A 15,324-nucleotide genomic window follows, 5' to 3' on the forward strand; every position below is an offset into this window, starting at 1 on the left:
GGTTATATACCGGCACAGGCAACCTACAGGAGGACGCCGTGCCCGCGAAGCTGCTGACCGTCGACGATCGCCCGGTGCTCAGGCACGAACGCCGCTTGAAGCACGCGCCGGAGAAGGTCTGGCACGCCATCACCGACCCGGCCGAGCTCGCGCACTGGTTCCCGGCGGCGGTCGACGTCGACCTGCGTGACGGCGGCGAGATCCGCTTCACCTTCCCCGGCGCGGACGACTCCACGACCGGCCGGGTGCTCACCGTCGACCCGCCGCGCGAGTTCACGTTCGCCTGGAACGACGACACCCTGCGCTGGCTGATCTCCCCCGACGGTGACGGCAGCCTGCTGGAGTTCACGCACACCTTCGGCCGCGGCGACCCGGCGATCGCGAAACTCGCCGCGGGCCGCACCGCGACCGGCTGGGACGTCTGCCTCGACACCCTCGACGCGCGCCTGTCCGGCGAGACGCACGAGCCGCCGGAGAACTGGCACGCCGGGATGGCGTCCTACGTGGCGGAATTCGGCCTCGACGACGGCGAGGTCCTCGAAGACGGCACCATCCGCTTCCGCCGCGACCTCGTCTGGAAGCCCGTCGACGAAGTCCGGGCGCTGCTGCCCGACGAGCCCGGCTGGCACGTGCTCCAGGACCCGCTCGAAGGCACCCGCGTCGAGTTCACCGAGGCCCCCGAAGAGGACGTCGCCGCGCAGCTGACCCGGCGGCACGAGCAGCTCGACAAGCTGTTCGCCGCCACCCACGGCGTCGAGCTGCCGGACTGGACGGCCGACCGCGTCGAGGCCGTGCGCAAGCACTACGCGGAGCGTCCGACCCAGGTCTGACGCGCGGCACGTCAGTCCGCATTACGTTCGGTTCATGCGAATCCGCGTGGTGCTCGACGTGCTGGCGGCCGTCGTGCTGGCTTTCGGCGCGGGCGGCAACCTGGCCGCCGGCGCGTGGGCGCTGCCGCCGTGGCTTCCCGGCTGGCTCGGCTGGACGATCCTCCTGGCCAGTGTGCTGCCGATCGTGCTCCGGCGGTGGTGGCCGCTGGGCAGCTACGTGCTCAGCCTGGTGCTCGCCGCGGCCGCCGTCCCGATCGGCGGGCCGGTGTTCGGTGTCGCCGTGGTGGCCGCGGGGTGCGCGCTCTACGTCGTCGTGATCCGGCAGGACAGCCGGATCGTCCGGCTCGGGTTCGCCGCGGGCCTGGTCGAGCTGGGGGTGCTGGCCTTCTCGGTGCCGAACCCGAACGCGTCCACGACGGTGAACTTCAGCGCCACCGCGCTGATCGTCGGGTACGCGCTCGGCCTCACCGTGCGCGCCCGGCGCGAACACGCCGTGACCGAGCGGGAAAGCCATGCGCAGCAAGCGGTTTCGGCGGAACGCCTGCGGATCGCCCGCGAGATGCACGACGTCGTCGCGCACAGCATGAGCCTGATCGCGGTGAAGGCGGCCGTCGGCAACCACGTCGCCCTCGACCAGCCCGGCGAGGCGCGGGAAGCCTTGCGTGTCATCGAAGAGACCAGCCGCGAGACGCTGGCCGAGCTGCGGCGGATGCTGGGGGTGCTGCGGGACGGCACCGGCGTCCCGGCGCTGGCGCCCGCCCCGACGCTCGCCGACCTGCGTGCCCTCGCCGACCGCGCGCAGCAGGCGGGCCCGGCCGTCGACCTGGTCGTCGACGGCCTCGACGAGCTGCCGAACGGCGTCGGGCAGTCGGTGTACCGGATCGTGCAGGAGGCACTGACCAACGTGCTCAAGCACGCGGGCGCGGCGACGTGCCGGATCCGCGTCACCGGCGGGGGCGGCGAGGTGCGCATCGAAGTGCTCGACGACGGCCGCGGCGGCACCGCGGAACCGGGCCACGGCCTGATCGGGATGCGCGAGCGCGTGGCCGTCTACGGCGGCGAGTTCAGCGCGGGACCGGCCCAGGACGGCTTCCGCGTCTTCGCCCGCCTGCCCTACGAGACGGCGGTGGCGTGATGACGCGTGTCCTCATCGCCGACGACCAGGCGTTGCTGCGCGGCAGTTTCCGCGTGCTGGTGGACAGCGCGCCGGGCCTCGAGGTGGTCGGCGAGGCGTCCGACGGCGTCGAGGCGGTCACGCTGACCCGCCGGGAGAAGCCGGACGTCGTGCTGATGGACGTCCGGATGCCCGAGATGGACGGCATCGAGGCGACCCGCCGCATCTGCGCCGAAACCGACGTGCGTGTGCTGATGCTGACGACGTTCGACCTCGACGAGTACGTCTACGCGGCCCTGCGCGCGGGCGCGAGCGGGTTCCTGCTCAAGGACACCCGCCCGGCGGACCTGCTGGCGGCGATCGAGGTGATCGCGAACGGCGACGCGCTGCTGGCGCCGTCGGTGACCCGCCGCCTGGTGTCGGAGTTCGCGCGCCTGCCGTCGGGTCCCGTGACACGGCTGGACGGCGTGACCGCCCGCGAGCAGGAGGTGCTGACGCTGATCGCGCGCGGGCTGTCGAACGACGAGATCGCCGAGCGGCTGCACCTGGGCATCGCGACGGTGAAGACCCACATCGGCCGCTTGCTGCACAAACTCGCGGCGCGCGATCGGGCCCAGCTGGTGATCGCGGCCTACGAGTCAGGGCTCGTGCGCGCCGGCTAACGGCTACGGTGGGTTCAAGGGAGGTACACCTTGAGTCGCAGCATCCTGATTTCCGGTGCCAGCATCGCCGGTCCCACCCTGGCTTCGTGGCTTTCCCGCGCGGGCTGGGAGGTGACCGTCGTCGAGCGGTTCGACCATGTGCGTGAGCAGGGCCAGAACATCGACGTCCGCGGGGTCGGGCGCCAGGTCGTCCGCCGGATGGGCCTGGAGGACGCCGTGCGCGCCGCGCACACCGGGGAGACCGGCACGGAGTTCGTCGACGAGCACGGGCGCGCGATCGCCACCTTCGCGGGCGGCACCGACGACACCTCCGGCGGCACCGCCGAGCTGGAGATCCTGCGCGGCCAGTTCGCCAAGATCCTCTACGAGAACTCGAAAGACGGCGCCGAGTACGTCTTCGGCGACCAGATCACCGCGCTGCACGACGACGGCGCCGGCGTGGACGTCGAGTTCCAGCGGGGTTCGAGCCGCCGGTTCGACGCGGTCGTCCTCGCCGAGGGCCTGCGCTCACGCAGCCGCGCGCTGATCATGCCCGACGCGCAGATCCACGAACTGGGCCTGTACAACGCTTTCCTCGCGATCCCGCGCACCGGCGACGACACCGACCGGTGGCGCGTGCTGGCCTGCGGGCGCGGGCGGACGCTCTCGCTGCGCCCGGACAACCTCGGCACCACCCAGGCGTCGCTGGGCTTCATCTCCGATGTGCGCGGCCTGGACCGGCTCGGCCGCGACGACGTCGTCGCGGTCCTGCGGGCGACCTTCGCCGACGTCGGCTGGGTGGCCCCGCGGGTGCTCGCCGAGCTGGACAACGGCTCCCTGTACTTCGAGGACATCGGGCAGGCGAAGCTCGGCACGTGGAGCCGCGGCCGGGTCGCGCTGCTCGGTGACGCCGCGCACTGCGCGTCCCCGGTCAGCGGCATGGGCACGACCCTGGCCCTGGCCGGCGCCTACGTCCTGGCCGGGGAGCTCGCCGGCCACGACGATCCGCGCGACGCCTTCGCCCGCTACGAGCAGGTGCTGCGCCCGCTGGTCACGAAGGCGCAGCAGCTCCCGCCCGGGGCGCCGAAGATCGCCCACCCCCGCAGCCGGCTGCAGCTCGCCGCGTTCCGGACCGCGGTGCGGGTGGCCGCGTCGCCGCTGCTCGGCCGCGTCTCGGGGTTGGCCGGCAAGTACATGTCGCCGCCGGCCGAGGCGATCACGCTGCCGGAGTACCCGATCCCGGCGGCCGCGTCGTAGGTCAGCCCACCGCCCGGGTGAACGGGGCGAACCTCATCGACGTGTCGCCGGGGAGCGCGCGGCCGCCGAGGACCAGCCGGGGCGCGGGCGCGGACGGGACCAGGCCGCGCTCGCGCACCCACGCCGTCAACGCGGGGAAGCGGTAGTCCGGGTCCACCCGCACCTCGCCGGACGCCGCCCGCGCGACCCCGCGGATCAGCGCCTTGGCCTGCTCCTCGGCGGTCGCGACGACCGGGCCGATCACCGTCACGTGGCCGATGTCGAAGCCGAACGCGAACCCGCCGTCGACCACGAACGGCGTCCCCAGGCGCTCCAGCAGCGGCCGCCGGTCCACGCCCTGAGCACGCAGGTCCAGCGCGAAGACGTCGGACAACGAGCCCGGCGAGGCACCCGGGCCGCCGTCGTCGAGGAAGGTGCCGGCGTGGCCCTGGCAACCGCCGTCGACCTGGAAACCCATCGACTCGTACAGCGGCTTGCCGGACTTCGACGCGTGGAGCCACACCACCCGGTCGCCTGCCGCCGCAAGCGCTTGCGCGGTGATCGCCTGGCCCAGGCCGCGCCGTTCGAACCGGGGCGCGACCAGCACCATCGAGATCGACGCCACACCATCGAAGGACACCAGGACGGCGGCCGCGGCCAGGCCCGCGCCGTCCGGAGCGTCCACTCCGAACACCCGCCCGACCTCGTGCAGCAGCCGCCACTTGGGCGGCTCGCGCGGCCAGTCACGGGATTCGCCCAGGTCGGAGCAGGCGGGCAGGTCGGCGGGGCCCAGGAGCCGGATCGGCGGGAAGGTCATGGACGTTGCCTACGCCACACGCGAAGTGACCGGCAAGTAGCTAAGCTCCCGTGGCATGAGCAGTGCGACGGAGCCGCTCGGGACGCCGCCCGAGGATGAACCGGACATCCACACCACGGCCGGCAAGCTGGCCGACCTGTACCGCCGGTACGACGAGGCGGTGCACGCGGGCTCGGCCCGCGCGGTGGAGAAGCAGCACGCGAAGGGCAAGAAGACCGCGCGCGAGCGCATCGAGCTGCTGCTGGACGAGAACTCGTTCGTGGAGCTCGACGAGCTGGCCCGGCACCGCTCGACCAACTTCGGCCAGGAGAAGAACCGGCCGTACGGCGACGGCGTCGTCACCGGTTACGGGACCGTCGACGGCCGTCCGGTGTGCGTGTTCAGCCAGGACGTGACGATCTTCGGCGGCAGCCTCGGCGAGGTGTACGGCGAGAAGATCGTCAAGGTGATGGACCTGGCGATCAAGACCGGCCGCCCGATCGTCGGCATCAACGAGGGCGGTGGCGCGCGCATCCAGGAGGGTGTCGTCTCGCTCGGCCTCTACGGCGAGATCTTCCGCCGCAACGTGCAGGCCTCCGGCGTCATCCCGCAGATCTCGCTGATCATGGGCGCGAACGCGGGTGGGCACGTCTACTCCCCCGCGCTGACCGATTTCGTCGTGATGGTCGACGAGACGTCGCAGATGTTCATCACCGGCCCGGACGTCGTCAAGACGGTCACCGGTGAGGACGTCACCTTCGAGGAGCTCGGCGGCGGCCGCACCCACAACACGAAGTCCGGTGTCGCGCACTACCTCGGTTCCGACGACGAGGACGCGATCGCCTACGTCAAGGAACTGCTCGCCTACCTGCCGCAGAACAACCTGTCGGACGCGCCGGTGTTCGAAGCATCGGACGCGCCGGCCGGGTTCTTCGACGACGTCACCGACACCGACCGCGAGCTCGACACGCTCATCCCGGACTCGCCGAACACGCCGTACGACATGCACGAGGTGATCAACCGCGTCGTCGACGACGGTGAGTTCCTCGAGGTCCACGAGCTGTTCGCGCCGAACATCATCGTCGGCTTCGGCCGCGTCGACGGCCAGAGCGTCGGCGTCGTGGCGAACCAGCCGACGCAGTTCGCCGGCTGCCTCGACATCGACGCGTCCGAGAAGGCCGCGCGGTTCGTCCGCACCTGCGACGCGTTCAACATCCCGGTGCTCACCTTCGTCGACGTCCCGGGCTTCCTCCCGGGCACCGAGCAGGAGTGGAACGGCATCATCCGCCGCGGCGCGAAGCTGATCTACGCCTACGCGGAGGCCACGGTCCCGCTGGTCACGATCATCACGCGCAAGGCGTTCGGCGGCGCGTACGACGTCATGGGCTCCAAGCACCTCGGCGCCGACATCAACCTCGCCTGGCCGACCGCGCAGGTCGCGGTGATGGGCGCCCAGGGCGCGGCGAACATCGTGCACCGCAAGACACTGGCCAACGCGGCGAACGAGGGTAAGGACGTCGACGCCCTGCGCGCGGAGCTGATCGAGCAGTACGAGGACACGCTGCTCAACCCGTACGCGGCGGCCGAGCGTGGTTACGTCGACTCGGTGATCGTGCCGGCGCACACCCGCGGGCACGTGGCGCGGGCGTTGTCGCTGCTGCGCAACAAACGTGAGTCGCTGCCGCCCAAGAAGCACGGGAACATCCCGCTGTGAGCGAGGAAAGCAAGCCTCTGCTGCGGGTGGTCCGGGGCAACCCGAGCGACGCCGAGGTGGCGGCGCTGACGGCGGTCGTCGCCGCGGCGTCGGCCGCGAAGGCGCCGGAGAAGCCGAAGCCGCGTACGTCGTGGTGGGGCGACCACGCAGCTTCCCTGCGTCGGCCGCACCACCCCGGCGATGGTGCTTGGCGCGCGTCGGGCTTGCCTAGCTGACGTTGAGCGCCGTGTCGTCCACGACGAACGACGTCTGCAGCTGCGAGCCTTCGACGCCGCTGAAGGCGAGCGTCACGGACTGACCCGCGAAGGCGGACAGCGAGAAGCTGCGCTGCTGGTACCCGCCGGCCGCGTTGAGGTTGCTGTACGTCGCCAGCGTCGTGCTGCCCGCCTTGACGGTCAACTTGTCGTACGCCGTCGTGCCCGTTTCCGCGGTATTGATGTTGAGCCAGAACGAGAACGTGTACGACGAGCAGCCGGTCGGCAGCGTGACCGTCTGGCTGAGGGTGTCCGTGTGGGCGGTGCCGTAACCGTCGAGCCAGGCGCTCCAGGATCCGCTGCGGGCGGGCGCGTCGGTGCTGTGCTGGCCGATGACGCTCGACGACGCCGTCCAGCCGGTGGTGCCGGACTCGAAGCCCGGGTTGGCCAGCAGCTGCCCGGCGGTGCAGCCGGCCGGCGGCGGGGTGGTCGTCCCGCTGCCCGCGAGCCACGCCGTCGCGTTGAGGCCGAGGGCCGCGTTGTTGGCCGTGGAGTCGGACCAGCCGTTGTAGAGCGTGTTGCCGGACTGACCGGTGCCGTCGTCGATGGTCGAGCTGTCACCCCAGATCGCGACGCGGCCCGAGCCGAAGGTGCTCGTCACGAAGAAGGCGTTGCTGTTCCCCGGTGACGACGTGCTCAGGTAGGCCAGTCCCTTGACGTTCGGGTTGTCGGCGGGCTTGAGGGTGAACGTGGTGCCGTTGGCGATCAGGCTCTTCTTGACCGCGCCGAACGAGCCGTTGAGCACGGGGTTCGACGAGTCGGTGATGGCCACCGGGTGGTCGCTGGCGACGTTCTTCAGGTCGACCGAAAAGCCGAACGGGTCGGTGTTGTCGACGCCGTTGTTCGTCAGCAGATCGTTGATGATCTTCGGCGAGTCCCAGCCGTCGTTGTTGCGGTCGCTGCCGGTGTGGTCCGAGATCAGGAACAGGCCACCGCCGTTCTGCACGAACTTCATGATCGCCGTCTTTTCGGCGGCGCTCAGCACGACGTTCGGCTCCGGCAGCACGAATTCGTCGAAGTTCTTGAGGTCCAGCGCGTTCGACGTGCCGTAGGTGATGGTGTTGCCCGAGGGCAGTGTCTTCAGGCTGTACTGCCCGGTCTTCTGCAGCGCGACACCCCACGCCGAGAGCGCGCCGGTCCAGTCGGTTTCCTTCTGTGGCGCGGAGTTCTGCCCGGCCGGGTCGGGCTGCGAGGTGCCGACGATCCAGTCGGCGTTGCCGGCGGTCTCGGCTTTGGTGTTGTCGAAGAGGATCCGGTGGGTGACGGCGGCGTGCGCGGGAGCGGCGAGCAACCCGGCAGCGAGCGTGGCGACAGCGAGCGGAATGAGGCGCTTCATGGTGCTCCTCGGCGACGGGTCGGCGATGGGGACCTGGCGACATCACTGTGACGAGCGAAGAAGTGGTCCTCCCGGCGGAAAGCGGAACCAGCCGGTGAACTTCCGGCAACGTACCCCCGCCACGGCCCGACGAAAGTCGGGATCAGAGTGCGTCGAGGAAGACGGTCGGGACCTCGTTGTCCTCGACCACGCGCCCCAGCAACGTCGCCAGCCGATCGCGATCGGCCGGCGGCAGGCCACTCGCGAGTTCTTCGACCCGGCGGCACGTCGCCCCGTAGAAGTCCTCCGCCAGTTCGCGTCCTTCGCCGGTCAGGACCACCTGCACCGCGCGGCGGTCGTCCGGGACGGGCTCGCGGCGCACCAGCCCGCGCCGGACCGCGCGGTCGACCAGGCCGGTGAGGCTGGACTTCTCGAGGCCGAGCGTCGCACCGAGCTCGCCCATGCCGTACGGCTGCGCCATCAGCACGCACAACAGCTGCCCCTGCTGCACGGTGAGCCCGTACTCGCGGGCCGACTCGGTGTAGACGGCGTTCACGAGGAACGACGACCGCACCAGACCGGCCACCACACCGAGAGCCTCCATCAGGCCACCCTACTTCGCGACGGCCTCGCGCACGGCCGGCGCGATCTCTTCGGCCCAGCGCGAGACGTCGCCGTCGGCGGGCGGGCGGCCACCGGGGCCGAAGAGCACGAACCCGTGCGCGTCGTGGTCCAGCACCGCACCGGTCAGCTCTTCGATCCACTGCTCCGGCGAGCCGCCGATCCAGCGTCCGTCGTCGTCGCGAGTCTTCGGCAGCGGCTCTTCGGTGATGCGCCCGGGGAAGTTGTAGACGGTGACGACGTCCGCGGGGTCACGCCCGGCTGTTGCCGCGGCTTCGTCGATCACCGGCCTCGACGTCCGGTAGCGCTCGCTGAGCCAATCCGCGGCACGGCCGGGCATCCAGCCGTCGGCGACGCGGCCGGTGACGGCGAGGGACTTCGGCCCGACCGAGCCCGTCCACACCGGCGGGATCCGCGCCTCGGCCGGGTGCAACGCGGTGACCTGGTAGAACTCGCCGTCGAAGGTCACCGGCTCCCCGCCACCACCGAGCTGTTTGACGAGCCGGATCCCCTCTTCGAACGCGCGCACGGCCGCACCGGGCGTGAGCTTCTCGAAGCCGAGCCGAGCGATGTCGTCCCACAGCCCGCCGACGCCCATCCCGAGCACGATCCGGCCACCGCTGAGCGACGACAGCGAAGTGACGGTGCGCGCGAGCATCGGCGCGGGCCGCGTCGGCAGGTTGGTGACGCTGACCAGACCGGAAATCCGTTCGGTCCGCCCGAGAACGACCCCGATCTCGGCGTAGGCGTCGAGGCGGTCGGCGTAGTAGGGGTGATCGGACACGCTGAACAGGTCGAGCCCACCGCGGTCGGCCAGGACGGCCTGCCGCAGGGTGCCGGCCGCCGAGGCCACCGCCGTCGAGCCACCGATGCCGAAGAGCACCATAGTTCCTCCCAGTTGTTAGTTCGTGCTACGAACCGACCATACATAGTTCTTATCACGAACTACAGGCCAGAAGCCACCAGTGGAGGCCACAGTGGACCGCCCGGCTCCCGCGTCGACTGCACGCCGAGGCGAACCTGAGCGGCGCGGGTCTCGACGAGCCGGGCCGCCAGGTCGTCAACGAGCGCACCTTCGCCAAGCGGGCGTTCCGCCACGCGGGCGTTCCACTGCGCCGACTGGCCCTTCTGAGAGAAGCCGTGAGGGGCACCTTCAGGGACGCTGGATCCCTGAAGGTGCCCCTCACGGCTTTCGCGCTGTGTACGCACGGTCACAGAAATCGGCGTGGACCGAACATAGTCTGCGCCGTATAGTCCACGTGGAATAAACGACCCGGAGTCACTCGGAGGGACCAACGACCATGGCTTCGGCCAAGCTGACCCCACTCGGCCTCGCCGTGCTGGAGCTGCTCCACGAGAAGCCCATGCACCCCTACGAGATGGCCCAGCTCATGCGCGAGCGGTACGTGAGCACCCGCGTCAACGTGAAGGCGGGCTCGCTCTACCACACCGTGGAACGCCTGCAGCGCGACAACTACATCGAGGTCGTCGACACGCAGCGCGACGGCAGGCGGCCCGAACGGACCGTCTACGGCATGACGCAGACCGGGCTGGACGTGTTCAACCAGCGCGGCCGCGAACTGCTCGGCGACGTCGCCCAGGAGTTCCCGGCCTACCTGTCCGGGCTGGCCGTGATCGACGAGCTGGGACGCGAGACGTCACTCGTCGAGATCGAGAACCGGCTCATGCGGCTGCGCGCCGCGGTCGCCGCCGACCAGGCGGTGCTGCAGCGCCTCACCGAGGACAAGACGCCGGAGATCTACTGGCTGGACTGGCGCTACAGCTGCGACCACCGCAAGTTCGAGCTCGAGTGGACCGAGCGGCTCCACGAAGACCTGCGCTCCGGGCGGATCCCGTTCCAGGAGTGCGACCCACCGCACCTCACGCTCATCATCAGGGAAGACGACGATGAACGCAAGACAAGCTAACCCGTGGGCGGCGCTCAGCGCGCTGTGCCTCGGCTTCTTCATGATCCTGCTCGACACGACCATCGTGTCGATCGCGATCCCGACCATGCTGCGCGAGCTGAACGCCGGACTGAACTCGGTCGTCTGGGTGATCAGCGTCTACCTGCTCACCTACGCCGTGCCGATGCTGTTCACCAGCCGCCTCGGCGACCGCTTCGGCCCGAAGCGCGTGTTCCTCGCCGGGCTGGTCGTGTTCACCGGCGCGTCCCTGTGGTGCGGCCTGTCCGGCAACGTCGAGATGCTCATCGCCGCGCGTGCCGTGCAGGGGCTCGGCGCCGCGCTGATGACCCCGCAGACGCTGGCGTTCATCACGCACCTGTTCCCGCCGGCCAAGCGCGGCCCGGCGATGGGCATGTGGGGCGGCGTCGCCGGCCTGGCGACGATCGCGGGCCCGCTGCTCGGCGGTGTGCTGGTGGATCACCTCGGCTGGGAGTGGATCTTCTTCGTCAACGTGCCGATCGGCGTGATCGCCATCGTCCTGACGCTGCTGCTCGTGCCGGACTGGCAGCCCAAGCACTCGCACGCCTTCGACGTGATCGGGATCGTGCTGTCGAGCCTGGCGCTGCTGGCCATCGTGTTCGGCGTCCAGAACGGCCAGCAGTACGACTGGGGCACGGTCTGGGCTGGGATCACCGTGTTCGAGATCATCGGCGCGGGCGTGCTGCTGCTGGTGGCTTTCGTGGCGTGGCAACGGTTCAACAAGCGGGAACCCCTGCTGCCGCTGCAGGTGTTCTCGAACCGGAACTTCTCGGCCGGGACGCTGACCGCGACGACGGTCGGGTTCGCGATGACCGGCATGTTCCTGCCGCTGGTCATCTACATCCAGTCGGTGCTCGGGCTGACCCCGACCATGGCCGGCCTGCTGACCGCGCCGATGTCGCTGCTGTCCGGGATCGTGGCGCCGTTCGTCGGGCGCGCGTCGGACAAGGTCAACGGCAAGTACCTGGTGATGTTCGGCCTCGCCGCGCTCGCGGCCGGGCTGGGGGTCATCGCGCTGCAGGCGTCACCGGACAGCAGCCCGTGGAGCTTCATCCCGGCGCTTCTCCTGTGCGGCCTGGGCATCGGCTGCATCTTCTCGCCGATGAGCAACATGACGATGGGCTCGGTCGAGCCGCGGCTGGCCGGCACGGCGTCGGGCATCTTCAACACCTCCCGCCAGGTCGGCGGCGTGCTCGGCAGTGCCGCGATCGGCGTCCTCCTGCAGGCGCGGGTGACGGCGTCGATCTCGGACGAAGCCACGAAGGCGGCTTCGCAGCTGCCGGAGCAGTACCGGGCGCCGTTCGCCGAGGGCATCGCGAAGGCCGCGGCGAGCACGGGTGAGTTCGGCTCGGCCGGTGGGCCGTCGCCGATGCCGGGCCTGCCGGCCGACGTCGCCGCCCAGGCCGGGCGGCTGGCCACCGAGGCCGTCCACAATGGACTCACGGACGCGGCCCGGGTGACGATGCTGCTGCCGATGGTCGTCCTGCTGCTGGGCGTGATCTCGGCGGCGATGCTGCGGAAGGTCAAGCCCCGCTGGGAATCCCCGGCGCCGGCGGCCCCCGAGGCGGCCGCGGCCTGAGACCGTGCAGGCCCCCGTTCCGGAGGTCGGGTTCCGGAGCGGGGGCCTGCACGTACCGCGGGAGCGGTGGTCTTCAGCTCGCCGCGGGAGGCGAGGCCACGGGTGCCGTACCGGGCGACGGGCGAGCCGCGGCCCGGGCCTTCGGTGTCCGGCGTTTCGCCCACCACGTCGACCACGACGTCGCGGTCGAGTCCGTCACGCGCACGGTCACGAGAACCACCTCCGCGCCATATGTTGCGAGCCACAACAAAATAACTCTTCCAGGCATGTGGTGCCGGTCACAATTCGGTCACGACGGGCCTCCCGGTACGTTCCCGGGGTGCATTTCGTCCTCGCCTCCCAGTCCCCCGCCCGGCTCGCCCTCCTGCGCTCCGCCGGCCTCGACCCGGCCGTGTTCGTTTCCGGCGTCGACGAAGACGCCGTCGCCGCCTCGCTGGCCGACCCGTCCCCCGCCGAACTGGTGATGGCGCTCGCCGCGGCCAAGGCCGAGGCGGTCCTCGACCAGGTCGCCGCGGCCCACCCGGACGCCGTCGTCGTCGCCTGCGACTCGATGCTGCACATCCACGGCGACATGGTCGGGAAGCCCGGCGATCCGGACACCGCGCGGCAGCGCTGGGCCGCGATGGCGGGGACAACCGGTGAACTCTTCACCGGGCACACGGTCGTCCGGCTCGACGGCGGCGCGCGCTCCAAGGAGACGTCCGGCTCGATGTCGACGACCGTCCGGTTCGGCACGCCGACCCCCGCGGAGATCGACGCCTACGTCGGCACCGGCGAGCCGCTGCGGGTGGCCGGCGGGTTCACGATCGACGGCCTGGGCGGCTGGTTCATCGAGGGCCTCGACGGCGACCACACGAGCGTCATCGGCCTCAGCCTGCCGCTGACGCGCCGCCTGCTGGCCGAGGTCGGCGTGAGTGTCGTGGATCTCTGGAAGCCTCCCGCATCCTGAGAAGCGCACCACACGATGGGGTGATTTGGAAGAGTTCGGTCCTGCCTGACGTCGTCTTCACCTGGCAAGACTGAAACTTTCGAGCACCGGAGTCGCCCCGTGTCTTTCGTACGGACATACACCAGGCCGCGGGTGTTCGCGGCCGCGGTTCTCGGCTCGCTCGTCGTCGGCGCCCTCCTGGGCGTCGTCGCACGGCAGACCGAGGCCGGCTGGCTGACCGATCTCCTCGACCAGATCGGCAGTATCTTCACGACACTGCTGCAGATCGCGGTGATCCCGCTGGTCTTCACAGCGATCGTGGTCGGCATCAACAGCCTGCGCGGGCTCGGCGGCGGCCGCACCGCCGCACGCCTGGGCGGCAAGACGGTGCTGTGGTTCGCGATCACGTCGTTCATCGCGTCGCTGATCGGCATCGCGGTCGGCCGGATCTTCGACCCCGGCTCCGGCGGGCTCGGCGGCGTCGAGGCGACGGCCAAGAACGCCGACAAGGCGGCGAAGAGCGTCAGCAGCTGGGGCTCGTGGGACGCGTTCGTCAAGGGCCTGCTGCCGGAGAACTTCTTCAAGGCCTTCGCCGACGGCGAGACGCTGCAGGTGCTGTTCCTGGCGCTGGTGATCGGCGCCGCCGCCTACAGCCTGGGTGACCGCGCGAAGCCGTTCGTGGACTTCACGACGAGCGTCTTCGAGATCATCCAGCGCTACCTCGGCTGGATCGTGCGGCTCGCCCCGCTCGGCATCATCGGCCTGATCGGCGCGGCGGTGTCCAACTACGGCGACGCGCTGTTCCGCCCGCTGTTCTCGACGACGCTCGCGGTCTACGTCGGCTGCCTGCTCGTGCTGTTCGTCGTCTACCCGATCCTGCTGCAGTTCGTCGCGAAGGTCAGCCCGCTGAAGTTCTTCGCGAAGGCGGGCACGGCGATCCAGTTCGCGTTCGCTTCGCAGTCTTCGGCCGCGACGCTGCCGCTGACCCGCCAGTCCGCGGTGAACCTCGGCGTCCAGCCGGCGTACGCGGCCTTCGCGACGCCGCTGGGCAGCGCCACGAAGATGGACGGCTGCGCGGCGGTCTTCCCGGCGATCGCGGCGATCTTCGTCGCGAACCTGGCCGGGGTGTCGCTCAACTTCTGGCAGTACGCGGGCATCGTCGTGGTCGCGGTGGTCGGCGCGCTGGCGACGGCCGGCACCACCGGCTGGCTGACGGCGTTCACGCTGACGACGTCGTTCATCGGCCTCGACGCCAAGCAGGTGGCCATCGGCCTGGCGCTGATCTACTCGGTCAACCCGATCATGGACATGATGCGGACGGCCACGAACGTCGCCGGCCAGATCACGGTGCCGCTGATCGTGGCGCGCGGCGAGGGCCTCCTCGACGACGACGTCCTCAACGCCCCGACGGACAACCCGGAGCACAGCGACGACGGCACCACCGCCCGCCAGGCGGAACCCGCCCACGCCTGACCCAAGTCCGTGAAGGCCACCTTGAGGGACTCTGAGTCCCTCAAGGTGGCCTTCACGGCGTTTCAGGGGCAGGCGCGCAGGTCGGCGCGGGTGAGGCGGACGTCCGGCCAGCCGCGCAGGTCCGACGGCGCCGTCACCCGGCGGGTGCAGCCCAGCGAGTTGCCTGCCAGGTCGTAGACCTCGCCCAGCACCGGCGAGGCCTGGCACTTGGCCGTGCCCGACGCCGCGCCGGGGCAGTCGTGGCGGACCACGATGACGTCCGGGCGGCCGTCGGCCGTGACGTCGTAGAGCGAGAGCGTCCCGGCGTCCGCGAAGTACGGCTTGCCCGGGTCGCGCCACACTCCCCCGCCGTTGACCAGCAGTTCGCCGTACGCGCCCGTGCCCTCGTCACCGAGGTCACCGCGGATCAGGCACGTCGGCGACGCGCCGTCGATGCAGGTCAGCGAGTTCGCGTCGAGCCGGGCGCCCAGCTGCGCGATCGACAGGTCGAACACCGTGCCCGGCTCCGGGCCGACGCGCACCTGCCCCTCCCCGCCCGACGCGTCGGTCAGCAGCACCACCGGCGTCCCGCCGACGGTCATCGCCGCGAGCTGGCGGCACGGGCCGCCGCCGCAGGTCACGGCCGGGACCGCCGAGGCGGCACCGGGCTGGGTGACCGTGTCCACCGGCACGTCGGGGCGCGGGCGCAGCAGGAACACCGCGCCGATCGCGCCGAGCGTGACCACCGCGGCCAGCACGGCGGTGAGCAGCGCCGACCGAGGCGTCCGCACTGCCGAAGTCCGCATAAGACAGAGCGTAAGCCGCTTCGCGACCGTGCGTGGGCAGCGCCCCGGCAGGTGTGTCCGGTTCAACCGGACGGGGTCGCGGGTAGCGCAGA

16 protein-coding genes are annotated in these 15,324 nt (G+C 70.8%); 10 read left to right on the forward strand and 6 right to left on the reverse strand.

What is annotated here, in order from left to right; all coding sequences use genetic code 11:
• Positions 1-38: 38 nt before the first annotated feature.
• Genes ACIOD2_RS16285 through ACIOD2_RS16300 form a run of 4 tightly spaced genes read left to right on the forward strand, consistent with a single transcriptional unit; the run spans position 39 to position 3,842 of the window.
• Positions 39-830, forward strand: coding sequence for an SRPBCC family protein (locus ACIOD2_RS16285; protein WP_400538580.1), 792 nt, complete (start codon positions 39-41; stop codon positions 828-830).
• Between the two features lie 34 nt (positions 831-864).
• Entirely contained in the window at positions 865-1,965 is a 1,101-nt protein-coding gene (locus ACIOD2_RS16290; RefSeq protein ID WP_400538581.1) for a sensor histidine kinase, read from the forward strand.
• The gene (locus ACIOD2_RS16295) at positions 1,965-2,606 is read left to right on the forward strand and encodes a response regulator (protein WP_400538583.1); all 642 of its coding nucleotides are present in this window, start codon (positions 1,965-1,967) and stop codon (positions 2,604-2,606) included. Before ACIOD2_RS16290 ends, ACIOD2_RS16295 begins: the two co-directional genes overlap by 1 nt.
• A 30-nt stretch (positions 2,607-2,636) precedes the next feature.
• Positions 2,637-3,842, forward strand: coding sequence for an FAD-dependent monooxygenase (locus ACIOD2_RS16300; RefSeq protein ID WP_400538584.1), 1,206 nt, complete (start codon positions 2,637-2,639; stop codon positions 3,840-3,842).
• 1 nt (position 3,843) lies between these two features.
• Here ACIOD2_RS16300 and ACIOD2_RS16305 read toward each other — a convergent pair whose 3' ends face one another.
• Positions 3,844-4,638, reverse strand: coding sequence for a GNAT family N-acetyltransferase (locus ACIOD2_RS16305; protein ID WP_400538585.1), 795 nt, complete (start codon positions 4,636-4,638; stop codon positions 3,844-3,846).
• A gap of 55 nt (positions 4,639-4,693) precedes the next feature.
• Here ACIOD2_RS16305 and ACIOD2_RS16310 point away from each other — a divergent pair, with 55 nt between their 5' ends.
• Together ACIOD2_RS16310 and ACIOD2_RS16315 are read left to right on the forward strand one after the other, a co-directional pair.
• Positions 4,694-6,331 (forward strand): acyl-CoA carboxylase subunit beta, encoded by a 1,638-nt coding sequence (locus ACIOD2_RS16310; protein WP_400538587.1) that lies wholly within the window; start codon positions 4,694-4,696, stop codon positions 6,329-6,331.
• A complete protein-coding gene (locus ACIOD2_RS16315; protein WP_400538589.1) occupies positions 6,328-6,546 on the forward strand; it encodes an acyl-CoA carboxylase subunit epsilon in 219 nt (72 codons plus the stop codon). Before ACIOD2_RS16310 ends, ACIOD2_RS16315 begins: the two co-directional genes overlap by 4 nt.
• On the opposite strand, the gene ACIOD2_RS16320 is transcribed toward ACIOD2_RS16315, so the two are convergent.
• The 3 genes from ACIOD2_RS16320 to ACIOD2_RS16330 form a co-directional block, all read right to left on the reverse strand.
• Positions 6,539-7,921, reverse strand: coding sequence for a hypothetical protein (locus tag ACIOD2_RS16320; RefSeq protein ID WP_400538591.1), 1,383 nt, complete (start codon positions 7,919-7,921; stop codon positions 6,539-6,541). The genes ACIOD2_RS16315 and ACIOD2_RS16320 overlap by 8 nt on opposite strands.
• A gap of 142 nt (positions 7,922-8,063) precedes the next feature.
• Positions 8,064-8,504, reverse strand: a complete 441-nt coding sequence (locus ACIOD2_RS16325) for a MarR family winged helix-turn-helix transcriptional regulator (RefSeq protein ID WP_400538593.1) — start codon at positions 8,502-8,504, stop codon at positions 8,064-8,066.
• 9 nt (positions 8,505-8,513) lie between these two features.
• A complete protein-coding gene (locus ACIOD2_RS16330; protein ID WP_400538594.1) occupies positions 8,514-9,407 on the reverse strand; it encodes an LLM class flavin-dependent oxidoreductase in 894 nt (297 codons plus the stop codon).
• A 415-nt stretch (positions 9,408-9,822) separates the two neighbouring features.
• Between ACIOD2_RS16330 and ACIOD2_RS16335 the strand changes: the two genes are divergently transcribed.
• Together ACIOD2_RS16335 and ACIOD2_RS16340 are read left to right on the forward strand one after the other, a co-directional pair.
• Positions 9,823-10,449, forward strand: a complete 627-nt coding sequence (locus ACIOD2_RS16335) for a PadR family transcriptional regulator (protein ID WP_400538596.1) — start codon at positions 9,823-9,825, stop codon at positions 10,447-10,449.
• Positions 10,430-12,046 (forward strand): DHA2 family efflux MFS transporter permease subunit, encoded by a 1,617-nt coding sequence (locus tag ACIOD2_RS16340; protein ID WP_400538597.1) that lies wholly within the window; start codon positions 10,430-10,432, stop codon positions 12,044-12,046. The genes ACIOD2_RS16335 and ACIOD2_RS16340 overlap by 20 nt, the downstream gene beginning before the upstream one ends.
• 73 nt (positions 12,047-12,119) lie before the next feature.
• Here the strand turns inward: ACIOD2_RS16340 and ACIOD2_RS16345 are convergent, their stop codons facing one another.
• Complete coding sequence (locus tag ACIOD2_RS16345) at positions 12,120-12,257, reverse strand: hypothetical protein (RefSeq protein ID WP_400538598.1); 138 nt, start codon at positions 12,255-12,257, stop codon at positions 12,120-12,122.
• 108 nt (positions 12,258-12,365) lie between these two features.
• Here ACIOD2_RS16345 and ACIOD2_RS16350 point away from each other — a divergent pair, with 108 nt between their 5' ends.
• Together ACIOD2_RS16350 and ACIOD2_RS16355 are read left to right on the forward strand one after the other, a co-directional pair.
• A complete protein-coding gene (locus ACIOD2_RS16350; RefSeq protein ID WP_400538599.1) occupies positions 12,366-12,995 on the forward strand; it encodes a Maf family protein in 630 nt (209 codons plus the stop codon).
• Between the two features lie 99 nt (positions 12,996-13,094).
• The gene (locus ACIOD2_RS16355) at positions 13,095-14,447 is read left to right on the forward strand and encodes a dicarboxylate/amino acid:cation symporter (RefSeq protein WP_400538600.1); all 1,353 of its coding nucleotides are present in this window, start codon (positions 13,095-13,097) and stop codon (positions 14,445-14,447) included.
• Positions 14,448-14,509: 62 nt separating this feature from the next.
• On the opposite strand, the gene ACIOD2_RS16360 is transcribed toward ACIOD2_RS16355, so the two are convergent.
• Entirely contained in the window at positions 14,510-15,232 is a 723-nt protein-coding gene (locus tag ACIOD2_RS16360; protein ID WP_400538601.1) for a hypothetical protein, read from the reverse strand.
• Positions 15,233-15,324: the final 92 nt, after the last annotated feature.

The sequence above is a fragment of the Amycolatopsis sp. NPDC088138 genome, from assembly GCF_044741685.1.
In the GTDB taxonomy this organism is placed as follows: domain Bacteria; phylum Actinomycetota; class Actinomycetes; order Mycobacteriales; family Pseudonocardiaceae; genus Amycolatopsis.